Genomic DNA, 26,001 nt, shown 5'->3' with positions numbered 1-26,001 from the left:
CTTGCAGTATGAGAAATGAAAGGTGATTCCATGAAAAAGGAATTGAAAAAAACGTTCAACTCCAGCCTGATGTATAGGGCTTTGCTGGACTGTTTTATTAAATTAAATCCGTGGTTAATGCGAAAAAATCCTGTTTTGTTTGTATTGGAAACAGCTACTTTACTCATTTTAATGTTGATTCTGTTCCCATCTTATTTCAAAACTGAACAACAAATGGGCTATAACACAATTGTATTCTTCATTCTGCTGTTTACGATTTTATTTGCTAATTTTGCTGAAGCACTTGCGGAAGGTCGCGGAAAGGCACATGCCGATAGCTTAATTAAAACGCGAAAAAAGCTAACCGCTAAGCGAGTTCAAAATGACGGATCCATTCAACTTATTGCTGCTGCTGATTTGATTAAGGGCGATATCGTATGGATTGAAAAAGGCGATATCGTTCCCGGTGATGGAGTAATTGTCGAAGGCATTGCGGCAGTGGATGAATCCGCGATTACAGGTGAATCGGCATTCGTTATCAAGCAAGCTCGCTCAGAATCCAGCTCAGTTACTGGTGGAACAACGATTATTAGTGATTGGATTAAAGTAGAAATGACTGCAGAACCCGGCGCCTCTTTTCTCGATCAAATGATTTCACTCGTGGAGGGAGCAAAACGCCAAAAGTCACCAAACGAGATCGCGTTAAACACCTTATTAGTTGTTTTGACCATTATCTTTCTTATCGTGGTCATGACCTTATATCCATTAGCGCTTTATGTAGGTGTTCATTTGCAGGTTTCTACCTTAGTTGCCTTGCTAGTCTGTTTAATTCCGACCACAATTGGCGGTCTGCTCTCTGCTATCGGAATATCAGGCATAGACCGGGTAACGCGCTTCAATATCTTAGCCAAGTCCGGTAAAGCAGTTGAAACGGCAGGTGATATCAATACGGTAATCTTGGATAAAACGGGAACTATTACATTTGGCAATCGAATGGCCGCCGAATTTCAAACAGTAGCTGGTTCAGCTATGGCAGAATTAGTGGAAGCAGCCGAAGTCACTTCCATGTTCGATGAAACACTCGAAGGCGCTTCGATCTTAGAGCTTTCCAAAGAACATCAGATAATTAGCGACCTTAGGGCTTATCAGGGAGAAGTCATTCCTTTTACTGCCGAAGAACGAATGAGCGGTTTAAATTTGAATGGAGCTTATTTCCGCAAAGGCGCTGTCAGTGCGATTTGCAGTTATGTCACGGAGCGTGGTGGAGTCATTCCTAGCGACCTTATAGCCAAAAGCGATGCAATCTCCAAGCTTGGAGGCACACCGCTTGCAGTAAGTCGAAACAATCAAATTCTTGGCCTGGTTTATTTAAAAGATACTATTAAACCAGGAATTCGTGAACGACTACAGGCTTTACGGGAGATGGGAATTGAAACCATCATGTGTACCGGAGATAATCCACTCACAGCAGCAACAATTGCTCAAGAGGTTGGTGTAGATGAGTTTTATGCGGAATGCAAGCCAGAAGATAAAATTCGGATCGTACGTTCCGAGCAAGCCAAGGGCAAGCTCGTTGCCATGACCGGTGATGGTTTAAACGATGCCCCTGCCCTCGCCCAAGCTGATGTTGGAATCGCCATGCATAGTGGAACAACCGCTGCAAAGGAAGCTTCCAATATGATCGATTTGGATTCCGACCCAACTAAGATTCTAGACATCATCACTATCGGGAAGCAACTGCTAATTACCCGTGGAGCCATTACTACTTTTAGCATTGCCAATGATTTTTCTAAATATTTTGCAATTATTCCTGCCATGTTCACAGGTGCGCTCCCACAGCTGCAGGCTCTTAATATCATGAGCTTGAATTCTCCTACAAGCGCCGTTCTCTCTGCGCTTATTTTCAATGCACTAATTATCCCATTGTTGATTCCACTTGCGTTAAGAGGAGTCAAGTTCATACCTACTGGAGCGAATCAGCTTTTGTTCCGCAATGCACTCATCTACGGCGTGGGTGGTGTCCTTACTCCTTTTATAGGAATCAAGCTCATTGATATGCTTTTGAATTTGATTTGATTCTGACAAGAACTGAGGTACAACTAAAATGGATAAACTTATAGAATCAAATCATAAATCCGAAGGAAGAAAAATCCCTATACGTATCGTATTGGCATATTTGTTTTTGTCCTGTTTGTTTCCTGTCGGCCATATCTTGGGCATTTCTTACACGTTGCTTAGTATTGTATTTATCCTTATTACCGCATGCTTTCTCTATTTCATCATTCAACGCTATTTAGGAAACATCGCTCATAACGAGGCGAACTTTTGGAAGCATGAGGAGAATAAAATCCGATCAACTTTAGAAAGCATTCAAGATGGTTATTACGAGATAGATATGGATGGAAACCTGTCACAGTCAAACCATTCTCTTGCCGAAATATTAGGCGTTTCCCAGAACGAGCTGCTGGGACATAACATTACTGAATTTATGAATGGAGAGGATGCTCAAAAACTGAAACAAGTATTTCACTGGGTATCTCATGAAGGAACTGCAGTCAATTGTGTGGAATGGCAAGTTAACTATAAAGACAGTTTACGAAAATCAGTTGAAGGGTCCGTCGTACTTATTCGTGAATCCGAAAACGGCATGCCATTAGGTTATCGTGGCATTATCCGGGATATTACAGAACGAAAGGATTCAGAAAAGCTGCTCGCGGAAAGTCGCTATCGTTATAAATCTTTAGTTGATTATAATCCTGATTTAATCTGTTCGATTGATTTGGAAGGAATTATTCTGACGATAAATCCAGCCACAGAAAAAATAACTGGGTTTTCTTCTAATCAATTACTTGGCATAAATTGTGGCCATTTTATAGGACGCCGTAAAGTTTCCAAAGTGATTCATTATCATCTATTAGCTAAAAAAGGGACCAGCTCCAGCTTCGAAATCTCTATCCAGCACAAGCAAGGGCATTCGGTTGACCTGCAAATACGACTTATCCCAATCATTATTAATAATCAAATAGATGGTATCTATATTATTGGCAAGGATATAACGGAGCATAAACAAGCAGAAGAAACGATCAATCACATGGCTTATCACGATGCACTTACGGATTTGCCTAATCGACGTCTGTTTATCGATAAGCTGACAGATGGTTTATTACAAACTGAAAGAGCTGAACATAAGCTCGCTGTATTATTTCTTGATTTGGATCGATTTAAATATATTAATGATTCATTGGGACATTCGTTTGGTGATCGCTTGCTGAAAACTGTTGCAGATCGCTTGAAATATTGTATTGGCAGGTCTGGAACGATTGCTCGAATGGGTGGTGATGAATTCACTATTTTACTGTCCGACATAATCGATGAAAGCTCTATAATTCTCATTGCAAGAAGCATTATTGAGGAAATTAATAATCCAATCCTGATTGATGGTAGAGAATGCTCTGTTACGGCCAGTATTGGTATTAGTATATATCCTGACGATGGAAATGATGCCCAAACACTAATGATGAATGCTGATACAGCGATGTATCGTTCTAAAGAGACCAGTCGGAACACCTATAAGTTCTTTAACCACCACATGAGTGAGCAAGCATCCAAACAGCTTTCTGTGGAACAAGAGCTGCGCAAAGCTGTGGAAAGGAATGAGTTAGTTTTGATGTACCAACCACAGGTAGATTTAATTTCTGATCAAATTACAGGCGTCGAAGCCTTAGTCCGTTGGCAGCATCCCAGCCGTGGATTGGTTCCCCCACTTGAATTCATCCCACTTGCAGAGGAAACAGGGATGATTGTGCCGATTGGTGAATGGGTGCTTCGAACAGCATGCAGACAAAATGTCGAATGGCAAATGGCAGGCTATACACCCATGCGGGTAGCGGTGAATCTCTCCGCCTATCAATTCAAACAGTCTAATATTGTTCAAACAGTCGCTGAAATACTACGAGAAACAGGTTTAAATCCTAAATATCTAGAGCTGGAAATAACAGAAAGTATTGCTATGCAAAATGCTGAACAGGTCATCCAAACTCTAGAAGCCTTGAAACTTCTTGGTATCCAAATATCCATTGATGATTTTGGAACAGGTTATTCATCGTTAAGCTACCTGAGAAATTTTCCAATAGATCGTTTAAAAATTGATAAAACATTTGTTGACAATATTACGGATAGTGCAGGTGATGCCGTTATTGCTGAATCGATTATTGCCATGGCTAAGAGTTTAAAGCTCGAGGTTATTGCAGAGGGTGTAGAAACTAAAGAGCAATACCAATTCTTAAAAAGCAGCGGATGCCATGAGATGCAAGGGTATTTCTTCAGCAAACCACTTCCTGTAGATCGATTAACTTCAAAGCTATCCAGGTTATCTGCAGCATCTGGACATTAACTTCAGCTTGGTGAGACATCACTCCTGATTCCCGTAAATATTCATTGAGAAAGGTTTGATTACTATGCAAACAACTTCCACTGTCTTCTTTGGGTTGGGCTCACAGTTTCTGGATCCTTTTACTTTGAAATATAGCTGGTTTGGTGCTGTATGGAGAACGGAAGGAAGTTCTCAACTAGTTGATGGGTTTTGGTTCGGGGATCAAAAGAACAAAATACTGAAACAGGTTAATAAAGCTGGATTTAACAATTGGAAAGAAACTGCCACCAATTCTATTGAAATTCAAAACATTTATAATTCAATACGTAAAAGTCAGAAGGAGCAGGATTGGAAAAAGGTTTCGCTTTTATCACTTAAGACTGCATATACATGGAGAAATACTACTTCAGGCTGGTATCTAATTCGGTCTAACCCTAATTATCCTTTTTATATTTCAGCAATCAAAAAAAATAGTTGTTTTATTTGGTTAATGCATACGGATATATGCGAAAATGCAGCGGATATACAGAAATTTATGGAAAAGGTTAACGAAAAGCATCAGATCCAACTAAAATCGCAATTTTAGTTGGATCTGTCAATTTACCCAAAGTCTTAAAAATCTTAACAACATCTTTATACCGAGCAAACTCTCTTAACACTGACTTTATATGTTTTATGATATCTTTTAAGTAGTCACTTGACTCGTCAAATTGCTCTACTTCTCCAAATGATACGGCACTGTAGTAACAATTACATTTCGCCTATATAACAGGTGAGCACGAATTAATAAACTGGATTGGTTATGAAGAATATTATGCCAGCCCTTTTTGGGAATGAATTGTGGAATTATAACTGTAACCTGATAATTGGATTCACCCGCTTTGCGTTGCACCGTATCAATGAATTTGGTCAAAGGGTTAATGATGCTTCTATACGGCGAGTGAAGAGTTACTAATCTTACATCTGGCTGCCATTTGTGCCACTTTTCTTCAAAGGCTGCTTCATCTTCTCGTTCAAACGGAACATAAACGGCAATAATCTGATGAGGAGAAAGAGATTTCGCATAATTCAAAGAATTTTCCACCACATGAGTTATACCTGCGACAGGGAGAATAATTACATTCCCCTCGATAGGTACAGCAGGCTCACGATTTGCAAGTCTTAATTGGTCACCTACTGACTCATAATGCTTTCTAATCCGATAAAATACAAAAATAATTATCGGCAAGAAAACCAACACCGGCCAAACTTGCGTGAACTTAGTTAAAAAGAACATCATCGTGACAATTAGGCTAATCAATGCTCCTGTTGTGTTAATAATGAGTTTTGAAATCCATCCAATCGGCTTTTCTCGAATCCATTTCACAACCATTCCAGTCTGGGAAAGCGTAAACGGGATAAAAACACCAACTGCATAAAGCGGTATGAGATGTTCCGTTTTCCCTTTAAAAGCAATAATTAATAGGATTGATAAAACTCCTAGAACGATAATCCCATTAGAATATCCTAATCGATCTCCGCGAATGGTGAACATTCTTGGGATAAACTTATCCTTTGCAAAATAAACGGCTAGTAAAGGGAAAGCAGAGTATCCTGTATTCGCAGCAAGAATTAAGATCAATGCCGTAGTTCCTTGAATGAAGAAATACATGAAGTTCCGTCCAAATGTCTGTTCAGCAATTTGTGAAACAACCGTTACCCCTCCAGTTGGTGTAATTCCATAATAATAAGCTAGAAATACGATTCCGGAAAATAGCACAGCCAGCAAAGTTCCCATCGCAACTAACGTTTTAGCCGCGTTATTCGGTGCAGGATCTTTAAAGTTGGGAATAGCATTCGAAATAGCTTCAACTCCCGTTAACGCAGAACTTCCAGAAGCAAAAGCTCTGAGGAGCAGAAATAAACTAATCCCAGCTACTGGAGTTCCTAATGAGGTATGTAATTCAGCTGATACATGCCCCGTTAAGATATTGTAAATACCTACACCAATTAAAATGAATAATGCTAGAACAAATAAATAAACGGGATAAGCTAATATAGATGCTGACTCTGTGACCCCTCGCAAGCTCATAGTTGTAATGAACACTACAAACACAATTGCTATAATTACATTATGCTCATGTAAGCTAGGAAAAGCAGAAGTAATGGCATCTGTGCCCGCGGTCACACTAACAGCTACCGTTAAAATATAGTCTACCAACAAGGAGCTTCCTGCGATTAATCCTGGATATATACCTAGATTTTCTTTTGCCACTACATAAGCCCCACCACCGTGAGGATAAGCAAAGATAATTTGTCTGTATGACAAAATTAGAGCCAATAAGAGAATTAAAACACCCATTGCAATAGGGATAGAATACCAAAAGGCTGCGGCACTAACTGTTATTAGGACTACCAAAATTTGCTCAGGCCCATATGCAACTGAAGATAAAGCATCAGAAGAAAGGATAGCCAACGCCTTAGTTTTATTTAGCTTTTGTTCACCCAACTCAGTTGATTTTAAAGGCCGTCCAATTAAAAATCTTTTAATAGCAGATACCATAATTAATTTTTACCACCAATTTTCATTATTTTAGACCTATAAATATTATAGTAATCTATCTACTATTATACAAGTTAATGAAGATGATAGTTATTGAATCTTAACAATTCAGTATTGTAAGTATCAAATATACTAACTCCAAAAACTTGAAACGCTAATCTGCCCGTTTCGTATTATTAGAATCTACCAGTCTACATCCACCATTAGTATTCATTGACAGGAATATTCCACATGGTGTATATTCAAACAAGGAAAACAAAACCAATTTAAGGAGAGATGTATCATGGGAACAGGTGATAAAGTAATAATTACGGTAGAAACCACAGTAAATGCGCCAGTTGAAAAAGTTTGGGAATATTGGACAGAACCACAGCATATAACAAATTGGTATTATGCTTCTGAAGAATGGCATGCGCCAAATGCCGAAAATGATTTACGCGTTGGAGGAAAATTTCTAACAAGAATGGAAGCGAAGGATGGTAGCTTTGGGTTTGATTTTAGTGGAGTTTATGATGAAGTGAGATTAGGTGAGTTTATTTCCTATAGTCTTGGAGATGAAAGAAAAGTTGCGATCACTTTTATTAGTCAAGAAAACGATACTAAGGTAATCCAAGCTTTTGATGCAGAAAACACCAATTCCACTGAGATGCAAAAAGCAGGCTGGCAGGCGATTCTAGACACTTTTAAAAAATATAGCGAAATTTCTAAAGCATAATAGGAAAACGAATCTGACATGCTGGTTTAATCCTTATTATTGAAACATTATTTATAACCTTCCTTTCGGAAGGTTATTTTATTTGCCAACTCCTCCGTAATAGAGTTTCCCATCTAATCAAAGTTCCTATTGGTATAAACTTAATTTGAAAAAGAAAATGAAAAGGACAACATGTAAACAAATGACCCCTGAAATTCAGGAGTCATCTGTTTATCTTTTGTATTAGGTTGATTACATATCTAATCTTCTTTAGGCATTACTTTCTTATAGCTTTTAAAATAACAGTTACAGCTTCCGCACGTGTTGCATTTGCCCTTGGCTTGAATGTACCATTTTCGTATCCGTTCATTAAATCATTAGCGATAGCCGTAGACACTTCTGCATTTGCCCATTCAGAAATATCAGAAATATCTGTAAAACTGCTTGTACTGATTGCAGTTGATAGCTTTGCGGCTCGTACAATCATTACGGCCATTTGCTCTCGGGTAATCAAGTCATCTGGTCCAAAAAAAGTTTCACTATAACCTGTGATGATACCGTAAGCTGCAGCAGTTTCTATAGATTTTTTCGCCCAATGGTTGGCTGAATCTGTAAATGCCTTTCCACTTTTTTCAGCAAGCTTGAAGGCTTTTACCAATACGACTGCAAATTCGGCACGGGTAATGTTTTTCTCTGGACCGAAGGTTCCATCCGGGTAGCCTTCGATAGCACCTAACTGAATCAGCTCATGAATGCTATTCTCCGCCCAATGACCCTTAATATCCATGAGATCCACCACTGGGACAGGAGTCGGTTCAACAGGCTTGACTGGCTCTTGAATTGCTTTTGCCAGGACCGCGAACTTGGTGAAATGATTTACCGTTCCGGATACTACTGCATTTTTAATATCTACATTACTATTATCCAATGGAACCCATTTCCTAGCTGTTTCATCAAACCAATAAATCGATATCGTTGACTTCGCAGGATCAACCTTTGTTACGTCGAACGGTAAGCCTATCGATACAGGTTTAACAAAATCGTTCATTTTATCCTTCTTAATTTCGAAGATGTCGCTAATTAATTTGTAAGGAGCATCCGCAGCTAAATCTACTGTATTGGCTACTTTATCAACTGTCACTGTAATATCGGTATTAATTGCATCAGCAGGTACTGTAATATGAACACCATTAATAATTAGCGATCCGCCAACAGAAGCAGCAATCAAATTCTTGTTAGCAACTGGAGATGGGCTAGATGGGTTAGGCGGATTAGATGGAGAATTCGTTGTATAGCTTACAAATTTGGTGAAATGCTCTGTCCAAATAACTAAATCATTCCCAACATTAATTTTAGCCTCTCCACCAGCAGCAATTTTTTGATCTGCATCTGCAGCTTCTTGAGTATCCGCACTAATAGTATTATCAATTGATGCAAAGACCCCTTCTTTTACAAATCCAGCTGACTTATACGCCTGGTTAGGTATAAGCAACCTTACAGCCTTATCGAAAGTCAGTGTCATATCTGCTACTCCAACTTCGATTACAGCACTTACATTGGAATTACTGATGAATACACTATTATTCGCTTGTACCGCTGGAAGTTTAATCGTTCCGTCCCAAGTAGAAGGAGCGGAAATCGTTACTCCAGAAGGAAATGAAACATTAACATTCCCCAGCGACGTATCTACAGACGCCTCCACAAATGGCAATGTAGCTTGTTTAGTATTCCCATTTGTAGTAGGTGCAGCTTGAATTCGTGCATCGACTACTTCAATTGGTACCTTTAAGCTTAATGGAACTGTAGAAACGGGAACTGGCTTATCGGTTACTATCTGAGAAAGAACACGTGTAATTGTTAATGTATAGGTTTGGACTGTCCCATCTTGCGCCGTTACTTTAACCTTAATCGTATTTATTCCTTCAACTAGATCTATCTGCTTATTACTGACTGCTACATCATTAATTTCAAGAGCAGCATGTGTATCATATGCGGCTGCAGTAACAGTAACCTTACTCACACTATTACCTACACTTACCGCATACTCTAATTTATCTGCCAAGAATTCTATCGATCCTTTGTCTAATTGCAATTGCTTAAGTGTTGCGTCATGGGATAGAGCACGATTCACTACAACCGTATATGTTTTCTTCGTCTGGTTCTCAGCTGTTACTTCTAGGGTCAGCGTGTTGTCGCCTACATTTAGCCCGATTGGACCATATGCTCCGCCAACAACACTTACCACTTTTCCATTCGCTTTGACAATGAGGGAAGAATTCTCATCATAAACCAATGCGGTAACTGCCAGACTGCTAACTGTATTAGCTACATTTGAATTGTAGTTTATTACATCTCTTTTAAAAGATGGCGTTAAGGTGCCTTCGCTTATTGTCAGTTGCTTGAGTGTAGCATCATCAGATTGAATCGGAACCTCACGATTCACTACAACCCTATATGTTTTCTTCGTCTGGTTCTCCGCTGTTACTTCAAAGGTGATTATATTGTCGCCAACATTTAGCCCGATTGGACCATACGCTCCGCCACCAACACTTACCACTTTTCCATTCGCTTTGACAATGAGGGAAGAGTTCACATCATAAACCAATGCGGTAACTGCCAAACTGCTAACTGTATTAGCTACATTTGCGTTGTAGTTTATTACATCTCTTTTAAAAGTTGGCGTTAAGCTGCCTTCGCTTATTGTCAGCTGCTTGAGCGTAGCATCATCAGATAGTACCAGATCCTCACGATTCACTACAACCGTATATGTTTTCTTCGTCTGGTTCTCCGCTGTTACTTCTAGGATGAGCGTGTTGTCGCCAACATTTAGCCCGATTGGACCATACGCTCCGCCACCAACAGTTACCACTTTTCCATTCGCTTTGATAATGAGGGAAGAATTCTCATCATAAACCAATGCGGTAACTGCCAAACTGCTAACTGAATTAGCTACATTTGCGTTGTAGTTTATTACATCTCTTTTAAAAGATGGCGTTAAGCTGCCTTCGCTTATTGTCAGCTGCTTGAGCGTAGCATCATCAGATAGTACCAGATCCTCACGATTCACTACAACCGTATATGTTTTCTTCGTCTGGTTCTCCGCTGTTACTTCTAGGATGAGCGTGTTGTCGCCAACATTTAGCCCGATTGGACCATACGCTCCGCCACCAACAGTTACCACTTTTCCATTCGCTTTGATAATGAGGGAAGAATTCTCATCATAAACCAATGCGGTAACTGCCAAACTGCTAACTGAATTAGCTACATTTGCGTTGTAGTTTATTACATCTCTTTTAAAAGATGGCGTTAAGCTACCTTCGCTTATTGTCAGTTGCTTGAGTGTAGCATCATCAGATTGAATCGGAACCTCACGATTCACTACAACCGTATAAGTTTTCTTCGTCTGGTTCTCCGCTGTTACTTCTAGGGTCAGCGTGTTGTCGCCAAAATTTAGCCCGATTGGACCATATGCTCCACCAACAACACTTACCACTTTTCCATTCGCTTTGACAATGAGGGAAGAATTCTCATCATAAACCAATGTGGTAACTGCCAAACTGCTAACTGTATTAGCTACATTTGCGTTGTAGTTTATTACATCTCTTTTAAAAGATGGCGTTAAGCTGCCTTCGCTCAATGTCAGTTGCTTGAGTGTAGCATCACCAGATAGTACCAGTTCCTCACGATTCACTACAACCGTATATGTTTTCTTCGTCTGGTTCTCCGCTGTTACTTCAAAGGTGATTGTATTGTGTCCTTCGTTAAGGCTGATTGGACCATATGCACCGCTACTTGTGTTCACAGTTGCGCCGTTTGCCATAACTACTAATGATGATTTAATGTTGCTGACTGCTGGTGTAATTGTGATAGTTTTTTCACTATTACCAACATTAACTGTATATTCTGTTGAATTAGCATTGAACACTGGGTTCAAGTTGCCTGCACTCAGGTTCAACTGCTTCAATGTAGAATCATCATTTCTATTATCTTCGACGATGAATATTGGATTGGAATAAGCGTACTTTCCGTTATTCCCCTCAAGCTCCATCCGGAAAAAATCCCCTGAATTTACTTGTACAGTGAGTTGTTCAGCGATATCGTTTCCATTTGGCGTCCATGTCTGTACGACATCCCCGTTTTTGATTAGTCGCACTGTCGTCAAACCTTGCTCCGAATAGCCTGTGAAATCTAAAGTAGCGCTATCGCCATTATGTGGAACAGCTACATCTTGACCCATCATTTTTCCGTTCATGTTAAAGGTTAGATGGGGACCGTTGGTTCCATAGTACGTTCCGTTTTTAAGTACATCCATGATATTTTCTTTATCGAGCTTTGGCATATAGCCTCTGATGTAATTCGCTCCGACTTTGCCTGGATTATGGGCATCGGAGTTCGATATCCCATAGATGTGTCTGCCTTGTTTGTTCAGTTCATCCCATTTGGCAACAGCTTGCAAATTGACGGGGTGTTTAGGTGGATAAAATCCGTTCCATACTTCGATCCCTGTGAAATTATCAACATCCCAGTTATCCCACTCCAGTCCAGGATAAAATGGATGTGCGATATAGTGAATGCCTTGCCCGTTGTTGCTGGCATTCGTATCGTCGATATATTGCTGTGCCGGCTTATTCCAATCAATGAGTCCGTTGATGTTATATGCGAGGGAATGTCCACCTGATGTCGAAATTTCTTCTCCCCACAAAGCTACAAAATCATCGCTGTTTTCTAAAGCAACATCGTTTTGTTGACCAATCTTGTTATGATCAGTCGCTGTCAAAAAGTCCAAACCTTTGTTTCTCGCAGATGTAAAATTATCATGAATCGTTCCACTGCCATCGCTCCATTTGCTATGGGAATGGTTATCCCCTGAATACCATCCGGTTCCGTCAATGAAAATTCTTTTTGACTGGGTAGACAAGATATTATCTTGCTTCTTGACATCTACGCTTGCAGTTCCCCGTCCGCCTTCCAAAGAGCTTAAAGGCCATTCCACGGTCACAGTGCTGTTAGGCGCAATTGTCCCTATCATCTGCTCCAGCTCTTTAGTCGTCGTTAGATTGGCCGATAGACGTAAGCTGGCTTTCAACCCATCGACTGACTCCGCAGAGCTGTTGGTCACGGTGACCCGTGCTGTCACTTCAACTCCAGGAGTTATTATGCCTGAGGGAGTTAACTGGAGGTTGGTTTCGACTCCCATTTTCTGTTTAAGCAGCTCTTCATAAACCGCATTGACAGCTTCATATTTGTTGGCAAAACTATTAGTATTTGCGGCTACCAAATAACGCTGCAGCTTGTAATTTCCATTTGCTGGTATCGTCACTTGCTTCTGACTCCCCAACCATTGCTCGAAACCCATAGCACTAAAACCTTCTGCAAAATCACCTTCATACATAATGCCAAACGCTTCAGGATCATCGCCGTTATACATCGCAATCCAAGGCAAGCTAGGCTTGCTTCCAGCAATTGGATCGAGATTACCTGAAACAACACCAATTCCCGGCACATAAGATGCATTGGTACTCCCATCAACATCCATCGCGTCCCCGATCCATACGGTCTGCGGTTGATTGGACGAATTCGTAATGACGCTCTCCACATAGACCCAATCTTCGTTTGGCTTTATCGTATAGGTCGTCTCAATTGGAAAAGGGGTGTATACGTCATCCACGACACCACTAGTTTTCACGACCGATTGGATATTTGAATTTTCCACAATCTCTACACTTTGATTCTTAACTGTTAAAATATTCCAAGAATCTTTGATTAAAGGCTGGTCTCGACTCACTAAGGGCAGGTTGATCCAGTCAAGACCGTCATTCCCTCCCTGAACCGCTAAATCGATTGGTTTTCCGAGTGTTGCACCTGGTAATTGAGTGTCATTGAATTCTTTTGCCACTGTCAAAGCCATTTTCTGATTCTCTAGAATAATATCATTTGCGGTTCCTTCAGATAAGCCGCCTGGTATTTGTTTACCCGTGCTAGCCAATACTTCAATGGCCTCCATATACAAATTAACCTTATAAGAACTATTAATATCTGCAATTTCCACAGAATTGGAGGAATCGCTAAAAGCCATTCTGCTGCCTGTCAGCGTATAAGTACCTACAGGGAGCATCATGGTATATTCGCCTTGGCTATCTGTTGTAGCGGAATTGAGCGCTTGCGCACTAATATTCCTTGCTGTTACTTTAACCCCTTTAACACCGTAGCCATCCGAATCATACACCGTACCTGTGACTGTTGCCATTTCTTCCTCATCACTCAGGAGTGTGGGGATTTTTGCAGCCCAATCAGCGATTTTGGAATATGGTTGTGATCCTCCACTAGGGTAGTCGGTAATGTGATAAACAACGATATCTCGGCTGTTGCCTGCTTTGACACTGGCGTCGAACCAAACCCCTGATATGTAACCTTGAGCGTTCAAGCCAGTAGGTTCATTCTCATACCAGGCAATCCCGTGAGCGGGAACTCCAGTTTCCGTGTTATCACCGTCATACAAATAATTGCCTGTCCATCCGGAAGAGAACAATTTACTCGGTGAACCACCTGATGTGGGGGAAAAATTCAATCCCGGAGCGTAAGCTAACTGCTGTCCTACATCATTATCAAATTGATAATTCAAGTATCCATTGTAATCACTGGTTCCGTTATTATCGAGGTGAACAATGATCTGCATGATTGGTGCATCAGGAAGCAGTTTATAAGTTACCTTGGCTCCTAAATTCGAATTAGCCTGGGCCGCACCGGTTGCCACCAGTTTATTTCCGTTCGTCACATCCATCGAACTGAAATCGAGCAGCTTTCCGTTATTATTCCAAGTATCCGACATCGTATCGCTCAAGAAAAACTCCGTCCAGTCGAGCGTTTCTTTATGGTTCGTATCATTCAACACGAAATCGACAGGCATGTATTTAGCGTATAAGGAACCGGCAGCATCGTTACCTACACTTTTACTCGAGAAAACTACCTTTGCTTTACTATTTGCTGCATAATAATATTGCTCCCCGTTAGCAATATCCTTAGTTTTAGCTGCAGGATATGTAAAATTAAGCAGTGCGTTGCTCACCCCGGCCGTTACATCGCTAGCAGATGAGACTTCTTGCGGAACCATTTGCAGCATAAGACCTATGGAAAGCAGCACAGGCAGCAATTTCTTTAGTTTTTTTCGAATTGATATTAACATGTTGTGCGTTTCTCCTCCAGTTATCGTATCCAAAATATCTATCTCTTTATAAAACCCGTTCAATAAACCAAAAAACTCCAATAGCTCCAACAATTCCAGATATGCCATAGCTTGTTTTTAACAACCACTTCTTTTTGGCCAAGTACCAGACCAGCGGCAATAGAACAGCGAGCACAACAATTTGTCCTATTTCAACACCTAGGTTGAACGAAACCAGCGACAAAGCAAAATGACTGGTCAGCATCCCCTGGAGGATGTAGGAAAACCCAAAGCCATGAATTAAACCAAAAATAAGGGTAACCAGCCAACGCCACTGCAGCCTCTTCCAAATGATATTCTCTACGGCTACATAAATAATGCTCAATGCGATCAAAGGTTCGATAATTTTAGGGGAAATGACAACAACTTCCATAACGGATAACCCCAATGTGATACAGTGGCCAAGCGTAAACGCTGTAAGAATTTTTAAATATTCCCGTTTACTTCCCCCTCCAATAATCAGAACAGCCAGAAATAGCATATGATCAATTCCTGACCATATATGTTCCATGCCAAGACTCATATACCGCAATAAGATACTGGTCCAATTGGGAATAGAAACAGTAATCTCATTCATTCCAAAAACCTCATTTGTCAAAATATTATGTTCTTTGTCAATGATCTTTTCCACAGTTTTGTCACCTTTTACAATAGTGACGAAATTTTGATGCTGCGGATCTGTATCTTGGAAAAAGAAACTATATTCGATTTCGAAGTTGCCAATAGGCTTAGAAAACGGGTATTCCAAATCAAAACGAAGCATAGGGATTTTCTTCCGGTCTTCAAGCCTCACCTCCTTTAATTCAGGAATCCCTGCAACTTTTTCATTGATAACCGATAAATTCGATTTTACATATTCAAACAAATTGTTTTGTAAGTTTGCGACTTCCTCAGACTCTACATATCCGTTACTATTGGCATCCAAATCGGGATACCTGATAACTACCTCGTAAGGATCCAATAACAATGTATAATGAATCGTTTTGTTTTCAATGGAAATCTCTGAATAAGCAAACGTTTGAAAATGTGCGTAAACGGTATTTATTGATATGGAGAACAACATCATAAACAACAGCCATACAGCCGCACCGAGACTTACTTTACGGCAACTTGACATATTCACTCTTCTCCTTCTTTACAGTGGATTTAGATATTTGGACACTTCTGTCCGATAAGCGCTTAATGCTGGAATCAGGCTGCCCGCCATGCCAATGAAGCAGACACCAAATACGACAGGATAAAGCTTAAAATGGAAGAGTGGAACAATTCCTATTCCATGATCATTGATCATATAAGAAGCAAATACCGTGGCGATACCGTACCCCAATACTGCCCCTGCTAAAGTACCAAACAAAATCAATACAAATGTTTCAAGAAAAACCAATACAAGAATTATGCTTTTGCTCGCACCAATTGCCCTTAGAATAGCTACGGTCCGTTTTCTTTCCAGCATGGAGCCATACATGGAAAGCATGATGGATAAACCAGCCATGCCCAGAACAGCATAGCTAATCCATTCTAATACCTTTTTCCCACTTCCAATCATGTCGAACAGCTTGGCTAATTCTTTTCCCGGGAAAACAGCCTGTGCATCTTTGCCTAGATTGATTTCCTGGTACATTGCATATAGATTTACATAACTGTCAGGCTTCACGAGAATCGCTGTCACTCCTCGTTTTGTTTCTTTGTTATTCAAATCCATAGATTCAGGCTGGGTGTGACTAATCCAATAGCTTTCCAAAGGTGTGTAAATACCAAGATCAGCCGAGCTAAAGGTTTTTGCAAGAACTCCGACCACGATATATGGATTCTCATTATGGTGCTCTTCTTCCCCTTGAGTAGCCACAGCGCCATGACTTGCAATAAAGGTATCCCCTACTTTTAGATTCCCTTGTCGCGCGGTTTCGGCACCGAGTACAATTTCAAACGGCTGTTTAAAAGATCTCCCTTCCTTCAAGCGAAAGTAAGGCGGATCACTTAACTTTTCTCTTATTTCAAAAAAATCCATATTGGTTCCAATAATACGAAACCCTTTATAATTATCTCCCATGCCGAATGGCACGAGTTGGCTGACTCTGGCATCGCTGCGCAGCTTTTCAAAATATGCATAATCCAGATTTCCAAGCGGGGTATCCGATAGGAAGATGGTGTTCATGACCAGCTGTGTTGAGCTGCCTTTAGATCCAACTAACATACCGTAGGGACCACTTGTCTGCTTCATACCTTCCTTCATGCCGTCGGATATTAACATCACACTTTGGGACAGTGCAACCCCAACTGCAACAATGATGATCGTGACTATGGATTGCAGCTTCCGGTTTAACAGATTACGATAAACGATATTAAGCAAAGACATCGCTCATAGCCTCCACATCATCGGACTCAGAACGCTTTCTCAAATGAAAAATATAATCCATTTGATTTGCCATATCTATATCGTGTGTGCTGACAATTAGCGCAGAGTTAAACTGAGAACACATTTCGACAAGGAGATTGAACACTAAGGCTGAATTATCGGAATCTAGACTTGCGGTAGGCTCATCCGCCAAAACAAGAGGTGGCTTATTAGCAAGTGCTCGCGCAATCGCTACGCGCTGCTGCTCGCCTTGACTAAGTCGGTTCACTTTATTATTCAAACGGTGAATAAGACCAACTCGATCCAACAGCTCTAGCCCACGAGCTTTCCGTTCTTTTTGGGGAATTACTTTGGCAAATTGCATAGCGAACATTACATTTTCCAAAGCTGTAAAACCAGACAACAAATTAAAATTTTGAAATACATAGCCAATATGACGGGAGCGAAAAGCGTCCATCCTTGTTTCTCTCAGCTGCAAAATGTCCGTACCTAGTACATTTACTTCTCCTGAAGAGGGGCGGACAATTCCCGCAATAATATTGAGTAATGTGCTTTTCCCACATCCGCTTGGACCGACTATAGCAACCTTTTGCTGCTCGGATACTTCAAGTAAAGGAAGAGTTAATATTGTAATGGGCTGATGTTCGCTGGAGTATGTTTTAACCAGTTGTTTAATCAAAAGCATTATTCTAGTACCTCGATTTTCTCTACATAGATCCTTACAAGACTGACAAATCCGGTTTGTTCGTCTGTCTCTTCCCCAACCTCAAGCCTTCCCTTGACAATTAACGGATGGTCTGTAACTTCCATCGACTGTCCTTCTGGCATATAAACAAGGACTATATCGGCTGGCCACTGAGCAAGCGCGGCGCAGAATGGACACTGCTCCATCATATAACGGGTCAGCACAAAAAACTCCAATTCCGGCGTAAGCGGAGGAGCCATAAATCCATCAATCTGAACTAGTTGTCCTGACATACCTGATATTTTTGGTGAAAGAGTCTTACTCTCTTTGTCAGAATAAAAATCATCAAAAACTAGTTTTTGGTAATCTTTCTTTGCTTGAACAGCAACTGGTGTGAAAGGCTCGGCTGTTCTAGATATCGATTGCTCCGTTCCGTTTTGTCCACATCCGAATAAGCATCCTATTAAAACAATGATAATAAGAAACCATATAATCCTCTTGCTGTGTAAATCTCTCATGCTGTCTGCCTCCTATTTCGCCCCTTCTATTCTTCAATGAGCACAACAGTCTGATTGATTTAAATATTCATATGTTACATCATCAATCTATATAGTATTAAACAATTGTAATGCGAACGTTAACTTAATATTAAGATATTATTAAGTTGTAAAATGTCCCGCGCTTACATTTTTATAGTATATATATGCTATGTTGGATGTGATAGACTTCACCTATTAGATCCAGCAACTCCCTTAAATTTCACATTATCAGCAAAGGAAGATATTAAATGAAAAGCATGTTCCGAATCATTGTGATAGTTATGCTATTAACACTCGTTTTATATGTGAGTTATCAAACATTTACAAAAAGGCATATTCAAAGATCTTTAACAGCAGCTAAAAGTTTGAGTAATGATGGAAGGGTTCCCTCCATTTTGTTAAAGGGATTAGATGAAGAAGAATATCAGCTAGGTGGCTCGAGGGTGAAACCTCTAATCATTAATTTCTGGGCATCCTGGTGCATCCCCTGTCAAGAAGAAATTCCGGCATTACAAAAAATATACGATAAATATCAGTCGCAATTGGATTTATATGCCGTGAACATTACGATGAAAGATAGCCTGAAAGAAGTTCACAAATTTAACGAGATTAATAATTTGAATTTCCCGATTTTACTCGATTCGAAGGGCGATGCAGCAAAGGCTTTTCGAGTCGCTTTTATCCCCACTACGTTTCTTATAGACAAAAAAGGAAATCTGAAGGAAGCCATTCATCTACTCCCGCCAGAACAACTTGAAAAGCATATTCAAAAATTGATAGATAGTGCGGATTAACCACGACTCACATCGCTGCCCCCATTTCAATGGATGATCAATATTTATATTTTATACATTTCATAAAAAAAGATTGACGATTCTGTGAACAACGTGAATAATATAGAGTATAGGGAGTGATCTAAGTTGGAAAATAATACGCAAATACTAAACGCAGTAAAGTTTGTAGGTATTTCGTTACTTTTAATAGGATTTATCACTTTTATGCTGGGTCTTTTTGGCAGTAATTATAGCCACTTGGTACCAATTGGCATTGGGACGATTGTGGGAGCAGTCGTAATTTTTTTGATGGGCGTGTTTTTTGTAGCCACGGAAGAGATGTTAGGAAAGACCGGGAGAGGTTAATTTGAGGGTAAAAAGGAGCGCCTTTACTGGCGCTCCTTTTTAGACTAGAGTCACACAAAACCCCAAACCATACATAACAATGTACCGAAAACAGTAATTAATGCTATGGCTAATGCAAAATAGATATTCGTGTAGATAGGTCCTCTATCACCTGTTTCCCCCGCATGCATAAACACTACGAGTTGAAGACCTGCTTGTATGAATGCTGTTACAAGAAGTATGGTCATCCCGATACTGAATGACAAGTCCAAGAAGTAAACGGCAAGAGCAATAGCAGTAAGGATCAACGAGAATGCAAATCCCATGACTTGTTTGCGCGGGAATAGCTCTTTCATGCTACATCATTCCTTTCAGATAGACAAAGCTGAAGATGAATATCCACACTACGTCCAAGAAATGCCAGTAAAGCGAGAAAATGAACGACTTATTAGCTGTCTCTGGCGTCAACCCGTCTCGCTTCACCTGCAATAAGATGAATAATCCCCAGAACAGACCAAATGTTACATGCGCTCCATGTGTCCCCAATGTGGTTAACAGGATTGCTGTAAATGCACTGGTTTGCAGTCCTGCTCCAATATGAACATAATGAATGAACTCAAATATTTCGACAGTCAGGAAGCCTGCACCAAGCAGAAGAGTGATCCCGAAGAAAACCATCATGGCTTTCTTGTTGCCAATCCTCATGGCATGAATGCCAAGACCAATGATGAAGCTGCTTGTTAATAACAAAATGGTTTCTATGAGTACTGGGGTGATCTCAAAAATTTCTTTACCCGTTGGCCCAAGTGCTCCTCGATCCACTAATGTGAAATACGATGCAAATAGAGTACCAAACAGCATAATTTCAGCTCCGAGAAAAATCCAGAATCCTAGAATATTGATCTGATTTTGTTCTGTGCTGTATTCAAGCGGCAGCGAGTGATCGATTTTCATAGATTGGCACCTCGCAATTTATTTTCTGTTTCTTCAATTTCTTTTACGGAGATATAATAACCGTGATCCTTACTGAATGAACGGTAAGCCAAACAAGCAAAAATACCGAGTGTAGCGAGAATCGCAACAATCCAAATCCCGAACACAAATGAAAATCCCCATACAAAGAACAAACAGCTCATTATAAACGGTGCACCGGTGTTATTCGGCATATGAATTTTTTTGTATTCGCCTGGAAATAGGTCGTGGCCTTTTTTCTTGAAATCCCAAAACGCTTCAATGGATTCAGCTTTTGGTGTAATCGCGAAGTTATAGACTGGGACGGGACTATGAGTAGCCCATTCAAGGGAACGCGCATCCCATGGATCTGGCCCTATATCTCTTGAAGCATAACGAACGCTGTAATAAATGTTGTATACAATTAATCCAAAACCTATCGCCATACCAAGCGCTCCGACAAAAGAAAGCATATTGAGCGGCCCAAATCCAGTTGATTCGGAGTAAGTATACATTCGACGTGCTTGGCCGTCTAAACCCGTAAGGAACATAGGGAAGAAGGTTAAATTAAAGCTGACTGCAATGAACCAGAACGCCCATTTGCCAATACGTTCATTGAGCATGAAGCCAAACATTTTGGGCCACCAATAGGTGAGCCCAGCAATCATAGCGAATACCACGCCAGGAATAATGGTGTAATGAAAATGAGCAACCAGGAACATGGTATTATGGTACTGATAATCAGCTGCCGACATAGCAAGCATAACCCCGGTAACCCCGCCGATTGTAAAAATCGGAATGAAGCCTATTGCGTAAAGCATGGGCACGGTAAACACAATTTTCCCTTTCCAAAGCGTAAACAGCCAGTTAAATATCTTGATCCCGGTCGGGACTGCAATGGCCATTGTGGTGATGGAGAAAATGCTGTTGGTTAGTGCTCCTTGCCCCATCGTAAAGAAATGGTGCGTCCATACCAAGAAGGAAAAGAAAGAGATGAGCACCATCGATGCTACCATTGATTTATAACCATACAGGTTGCGACGTGCAAAGGTAGAGATAATCTCACTATATACACCAAATGCAGGTAAAATTAAGATATAAACTTCCGGATGACCCCAAATCCAGAATAGATTCGCCCATAACATATCCATTCCGCCATTTGTTGTCGCAAAGAAGAATGTTCCAAATAATCGATCCATAGTCATCATGATCAGCGCTACCGTTAATACCGGGAAGGCAAACACGACAATTACATTGGCAGTTAAGGCAGACCAAGCGAACATTGGCATTTTCATAAGCTTCATGCCAGGTGCTCTCATTTTTAGAATGGTCGTAATAAAGTTGATCCCGGATATTAATGTACCTATACCCGATATCTGAAGTGCAAAAGCATAATAATTTGTCCCTACAGATTCACTGAACTCATTTCCTGAGAGCGGAAAGTATGCAGTCCAGCCTGAATCAGGGGAACCGCCAATGACGAATGATATATTGAGCAGCATGGCTCCCATGAAGAATAGCCAAAAGCTGAGTGCATTCAAGCGTGGAAAAGCTACATCACGTGCTCCAATTTGTAAGGGAACCACAAAGTTCATTAAGGCATAGATAAATGGCATAGCCATAAAGATGATCATAATGACCCCATGCGTTGAAAAAACTTCATTATAATGCTGGGCATCTAACAATGTATTATCCGGCACAGCCGTTTGCGCCCGCATCATCAATGCATCTACACCACCACGGAACAGCATGATCAGAGCGGATATCAAATACATGATGCCAATTCGTTTATGGTCAACCGTTGTCAGCCATTCCCGCCAAAGATAACCCCATTTTTTGAAATAAGTTAAGCCAAAAAGGATCCCAATGACTGTAAGACCTATGGCTACCATTGACGCATAAATGGCTGGACTTGGGTGGGGTACAGCAAAACGTTCAAAGAATTCCATGCTTTAATGCCCCCCTTCGTGTTGTACATGTTCGGAATTAGTGTCAGTGTCCATGTTCATATCATCCATATCCATATCATCCATATTGCTTGATCCATGATGCATGCCTTCCGGTGCTGGCATAAATTCTAAATGAGTCCCGGTAAATGTTAACTGTCCAAGATTGCCTGGCTCCAATAACTCCTTGAATTTTGGCTCGGTAAGAGGTTTAGCGGTTTGTTTTACCTCGTCAACCCATTCCTGAAACTTATCTTCAGACATGGCTTTGACATTGAACGTATTCTCAGCGAACCCTTTGCCACTAAAATTTGCATTTCGCCCCATATATTCACCTGGAACATCAGCTGCCAAATGAAGCGTGTTAACCATGTCAGACATCGCATACTTTTGTCCGCCTAATTGCGGTATCCAGAAACTGGTGATCGGCCCGTAAGAGTATAGCTTAAACTCAAGTGGGCGATTAGTTGGAATATACAAGTAGTTCACGGTTTCTATATTCTCTTCGGGATAACTAAAATGCCATTTCCAGTTAGAGGATGCAGCGTAGACAATTAATGGTTTCTGATTCTCGTACCCTTGAGGTGCTGCCTCAACAATATAATTACTCTTAACAGAGACCACTGAAAGAAAAATGATGATAAGAATGGGAATTCCAATGACTATTGCTTCTACAACCTTGCTTCCTTCGATATGAGGAGGCTCATAATCATCCGCTTGCTTGGATGCACGGTATTTAACTAACATAAATACTAAAATTATGAACACAATAAGGACGATAACCGCCATTAGCCCAATCGATAGCATAATGTCATCAGCTTGTCTTTGAGCTTGCGGTCCTTTAGGATCCAATACCGCTAATTTCCCGCAACCAGTTAAACTTGTAACGGCAGTAAAAATGAATGCCAGTAAAGCCCATTTGAATTTCATTGCAGAACTCCTTCCTGAATCGTTACTTCACAATCTCAGAATAGCTATGCATAAACAATAAAACAATAGAGTTTAAGGGATGTCACAGAATGATGTGAATTTTGTCACATAGTTGTTTCAAAGCCGTCATCATTTGTTCAAAAAGCTTTAATTCTCAAATAAAGTCGTGGTTTATTGTTACTAATTCGTCACATTCACCTAATCGTTTTGTTACCTAAATTTCAGAAAAAAAAGCCATGCAAGAGATTATCCTGCATGAAATGAGTATTTTTTTCCTTGGCTATTTCCGCATCCAACAATTTGCAATACTAGCCCTCGCCCATCCCGATGCAAGATTACCACTCGAGCCGTTATGTGCTTTCAATCCTAATGCCCGAACGATCATAGCTGCAAATTTAGAAAAAATCGCTATAAATATCTGCAAAAGATACCGCCTGTTTCTGTATGCAGATTAAAGTAAGTGTCGGCTCGTTCGATGTACCTATATTAAACTAATAAAAATAGAATTGAGAACACTAGAGGGAAAACCCATAAGAAAAAAAAGCCTTATATTACAAGGCTTTCCCCTCATTCTAACTGACTAAGTTGTGACAAATCTACGTTACAAATCGGTGACAAACTACGTTACAAACGGTGACAATCTGAATTACAACTCACACAGGACAGGTTTTATTATTTGTGTAACCCCCGCTGACGTCCAGCCTCAAATAAAAGCACAGTTCCCGCCATAGCGACATTAAGTGATTCTGCTTTACCCCTCATAGGAATAATAACCTGCTGACTTATGTATGGTTGAATTGATGCGGATACCCCGCTGCCTTCGTTACCGAGAATAAACCAAATGGTTTGAGTCATATCTAGCTCATAGCAGCTTTGGTCAGCTTGGAGACTTGTGCCGACTATCTCTATATTTTTATCACGGGCTAGAGGCAGTAAATCCAGTAAATCAAATTCTAAAATTGGCAAATGAAAAAGTGAGCCCATAGTAGAACGTATCGTTTTCGGATTGTATAAATCGACTGTGCCTTTACCCAATACAACTCCAGTCGCCCCTACTGCATCCGCACTGCGAATGATGGTCCCTAAATTCCCAGGGTCTTGAACGCCATCAATAACAATAACGAGTCCATTTTCTTGCTCGAGCAACCGTTCCTTTGACCACTCAGGCTTTAAAGCCACAGCAAGCACTCCTTGAGGAGTCTGAGTATCTGAGCATTTTGCCAATACAGCATCACTTACGCCAATGATTTCAATAAATAAATCTCCAGCTAATGACAACTCATCCGGATAACCTTTTTCTAAAGAAAACAGGATGACCTCAAGCTTCAAATCAGCTTGCAAAGCTTCTCGAACCAGATGAATTCCCTCTAGAATAAACTTCCCTTGTGCTTCTCGACCGCGTTTAGTCAGCAACTGGCTCCAGAGCTTTATTTTCGGATTATTTATAGAAGTAATTTCTTGAATGGGTTTGTTGGAATCATACTTATTCATCGGAAAACTCCTCAACTTTTTACTCATTTTATACAGTATACCAAAAGCATAATCCTACGCCTACTTGAGCATATTAGCAAAGACAATCAATCATGAAAGTGGAGGATGGACTTGAATGAATTTAAATTTACGACAGGCTATTTTACAAAAAGTACAAGATAAATCCAGTGAAGAAATTGCCAAAGTCATCGATGATTCCATTGGTGGAGATGAGATGGCTTTGCCTGGGCTTGGCGTTTTATTCGAAGTCATCTGGGAGCATAGTGAGCAGGATGTTCAAAAACAGCTGTCGGATACGCTCAAGAATAATTTAACCGAATAAAAAAGCGCTCCACCTTAAGCTAAGGCAGTTTGCGCTTTATCAATCATATCTAAAGCTTAGTGAGAATAAAGGGGCCATCTTTAGTGATTGCAAGGGTATGCTCGTATTGGGCGGATAATTTTCCGTCCTTTGTTCGTGCTGTCCAACCATCCGAATCGATCTTACAGTGAAAACTGCCCACATTCAGCATCGGCTCAATCGTCAAAACCATGCCTTCTTTGAGAAGCGCTCCTTGTCCGGGCAATCCAAAATGTGCCACTTGTGGCGCTTCATGCATATCTTGGCCAATGCCATGTCCACAGAAATTACGTACTACGGAATATCCCGCTTTCTCAGCAAATCGCTGGATAGCATTGGATACATCTCCGATTCTATTCCCGACCACGGCTTGCTCAATCCCCTTATACATAGCCGCTTCCGTAACTTTTAACAGTTCGTCCGCCTGATCAGACACTTGGCCAACGCGATACGACCATGCCGAATCGGCTAGCCATCCATTTAAATTAACTACAAAATCAATGGTTACAATATCACCATTCTTCAGAGGCTCTTTATTTGGGAACCCATGACAGATAACATCATTCACCGAACCGCATGTAGCAAAAGGATAACCGTGATACCCTTTTTGTTCCGCTGTTGCTCCATGATCAAGCAAATATTTCTCAACAAATTGATCGATTTCATGAGTGCTTATACCAGGCTTAATTCTCTGAGCCACTTCTTGATGACAGGACGCTAACAGAATCCCCGCCTCACGCATCAAATTAATTTCTTCTTTGGTTTTAATAATGATCATCTAAACACCTCAGCTTGACGAAAATGAAGAACTTTTACTAACAAATATACGCCAATGG

General features: G+C 40.6%; 19 protein-coding genes. 7 read left to right on the top strand and 12 right to left on the bottom strand.

What is annotated here, in order from left to right:
- The first annotated feature begins 30 nt into the window (after positions 1-30).
- The 3 genes from kdpB to EHS13_RS07075 all read left to right on the top strand — a co-directional run bounded on the left by kdpB (position 31) and on the right by EHS13_RS07075 (position 4,937).
- Positions 31-2,055 (top strand): potassium-transporting ATPase subunit KdpB, encoded by a 2,025-nt coding sequence (gene kdpB, locus EHS13_RS07085; RefSeq protein ID WP_155699669.1) that lies wholly within the window; start codon positions 31-33, stop codon positions 2,053-2,055.
- 28 nt (positions 2,056-2,083) lie between these two features.
- Positions 2,084-4,372, top strand: a complete 2,289-nt coding sequence (locus EHS13_RS07080; protein WP_155699668.1) for a sensor domain-containing protein — start codon at positions 2,084-2,086, stop codon at positions 4,370-4,372.
- Positions 4,373-4,496: 124 nt separating this feature from the next.
- On the top strand, positions 4,497-4,937 hold the full coding sequence (locus tag EHS13_RS07075) for a hypothetical protein (RefSeq protein ID WP_155699667.1): 441 nt from the start codon (positions 4,497-4,499) through the stop codon (positions 4,935-4,937).
- Between the two features lie 129 nt (positions 4,938-5,066).
- On the opposite strand, the gene EHS13_RS07070 is transcribed toward EHS13_RS07075, so the two are convergent.
- Positions 5,067-6,893, bottom strand: coding sequence for an APC family permease (locus tag EHS13_RS07070; protein ID WP_155699666.1), 1,827 nt, complete (start codon positions 6,891-6,893; stop codon positions 5,067-5,069).
- Positions 6,894-7,176: 283 nt separating this feature from the next.
- On the opposite strand from EHS13_RS07070, the gene EHS13_RS07065 reads away from it, so the two are divergent.
- A complete protein-coding gene (locus tag EHS13_RS07065; protein WP_155699665.1) occupies positions 7,177-7,608 on the top strand; it encodes an SRPBCC family protein in 432 nt (143 codons plus the stop codon).
- Positions 7,609-7,864: 256 nt separating this feature from the next.
- On the opposite strand, the gene EHS13_RS07060 is transcribed toward EHS13_RS07065, so the two are convergent.
- Genes EHS13_RS07060 through EHS13_RS07040 form a run of 5 tightly spaced genes read right to left on the bottom strand, consistent with a single transcriptional unit; the run spans position 7,865 to position 18,368 of the window.
- A complete protein-coding gene (locus EHS13_RS07060) occupies positions 7,865-14,878 on the bottom strand; it encodes a cadherin-like beta sandwich domain-containing protein (RefSeq protein ID WP_155699664.1) in 7,014 nt (2,337 codons plus the stop codon).
- Positions 14,817-15,926, bottom strand: coding sequence for a HupE/UreJ family protein (locus EHS13_RS07055; RefSeq protein WP_155699663.1), 1,110 nt, complete (start codon positions 15,924-15,926; stop codon positions 14,817-14,819). Before EHS13_RS07055 ends, EHS13_RS07060 begins: the two co-directional genes overlap by 62 nt.
- Before the next feature lie 18 nt (positions 15,927-15,944).
- Positions 15,945-17,165 carry an ABC transporter permease gene (locus EHS13_RS07050; RefSeq protein WP_155699662.1) on the bottom strand — a complete coding sequence of 407 codons (1,221 nt, stop codon included), beginning with the start codon at positions 17,163-17,165 and terminating at the stop codon, positions 15,945-15,947.
- The gene (locus EHS13_RS07045; RefSeq protein ID WP_155699661.1) at positions 17,152-17,850 is read right to left on the bottom strand and encodes an ABC transporter ATP-binding protein; all 699 of its coding nucleotides are present in this window, start codon (positions 17,848-17,850) and stop codon (positions 17,152-17,154) included. Before EHS13_RS07045 ends, EHS13_RS07050 begins: the two co-directional genes overlap by 14 nt.
- On the bottom strand, positions 17,850-18,368 hold the full coding sequence (locus EHS13_RS07040; RefSeq protein WP_155699660.1) for a hypothetical protein: 519 nt from the start codon (positions 18,366-18,368) through the stop codon (positions 17,850-17,852). Before EHS13_RS07040 ends, EHS13_RS07045 begins: the two co-directional genes overlap by 1 nt.
- Before the next feature lie 269 nt (positions 18,369-18,637).
- On the opposite strand from EHS13_RS07040, the gene EHS13_RS07035 reads away from it, so the two are divergent.
- Both EHS13_RS07035 and EHS13_RS07030 read left to right on the top strand, forming a co-directional pair.
- Positions 18,638-19,183 carry a TlpA family protein disulfide reductase gene (locus tag EHS13_RS07035; RefSeq protein WP_155699659.1) on the top strand — a complete coding sequence of 182 codons (546 nt, stop codon included), beginning with the start codon at positions 18,638-18,640 and terminating at the stop codon, positions 19,181-19,183.
- 126 nt (positions 19,184-19,309) lie between these two features.
- A complete protein-coding gene (locus tag EHS13_RS07030) occupies positions 19,310-19,528 on the top strand; it encodes a hypothetical protein (protein ID WP_155699658.1) in 219 nt (72 codons plus the stop codon).
- A 50-nt stretch (positions 19,529-19,578) separates the two neighbouring features.
- Here the strand turns inward: EHS13_RS07030 and qoxD are convergent, their stop codons facing one another.
- From qoxD to EHS13_RS07005, 5 genes are all read right to left on the bottom strand, one after another.
- On the bottom strand, positions 19,579-19,863 hold the full coding sequence (gene qoxD / locus EHS13_RS07025) for a cytochrome aa3 quinol oxidase subunit IV (protein ID WP_155699657.1): 285 nt from the start codon (positions 19,861-19,863) through the stop codon (positions 19,579-19,581).
- Between the two features lies 1 nt (position 19,864).
- A complete protein-coding gene (gene qoxC / locus EHS13_RS07020; RefSeq protein WP_155699656.1) occupies positions 19,865-20,461 on the bottom strand; it encodes a cytochrome aa3 quinol oxidase subunit III in 597 nt (198 codons plus the stop codon).
- The gene (gene qoxB, locus EHS13_RS07015; protein ID WP_155699655.1) at positions 20,458-22,407 is read right to left on the bottom strand and encodes a cytochrome aa3 quinol oxidase subunit I; all 1,950 of its coding nucleotides are present in this window, start codon (positions 22,405-22,407) and stop codon (positions 20,458-20,460) included. The genes qoxC and qoxB overlap by 4 nt, the downstream gene beginning before the upstream one ends.
- Positions 22,408-22,410: 3 nt before the next feature.
- A complete protein-coding gene (qoxA, locus tag EHS13_RS07010) occupies positions 22,411-23,334 on the bottom strand; it encodes a cytochrome aa3 quinol oxidase subunit II (protein ID WP_155699654.1) in 924 nt (307 codons plus the stop codon).
- A 672-nt stretch (positions 23,335-24,006) separates the two neighbouring features.
- A complete protein-coding gene (locus EHS13_RS07005; protein ID WP_155699653.1) occupies positions 24,007-24,825 on the bottom strand; it encodes a TrmH family RNA methyltransferase in 819 nt (272 codons plus the stop codon).
- Positions 24,826-24,940: 115 nt separating this feature from the next.
- On the opposite strand from EHS13_RS07005, the gene sspI reads away from it, so the two are divergent.
- A complete protein-coding gene (sspI, locus tag EHS13_RS07000) occupies positions 24,941-25,147 on the top strand; it encodes a small acid-soluble spore protein SspI (RefSeq protein ID WP_155699652.1) in 207 nt (68 codons plus the stop codon).
- 49 nt (positions 25,148-25,196) lie between these two features.
- Here the strand turns inward: sspI and map are convergent, their stop codons facing one another.
- Positions 25,197-25,943 (bottom strand): type I methionyl aminopeptidase, encoded by a 747-nt coding sequence (gene map / locus EHS13_RS06995; protein ID WP_155699651.1) that lies wholly within the window; start codon positions 25,941-25,943, stop codon positions 25,197-25,199.
- Positions 25,944-26,001: the final 58 nt, after the last annotated feature.

Source organism: Paenibacillus psychroresistens (genome assembly GCF_009728935.1).
GTDB lineage: Bacteria > Bacillota > Bacilli > Paenibacillales > NBRC-103111 > Paenibacillus_AC > Paenibacillus_AC psychroresistens.
This window is presented reverse-complemented; position numbering and strand designations above follow the sequence as displayed.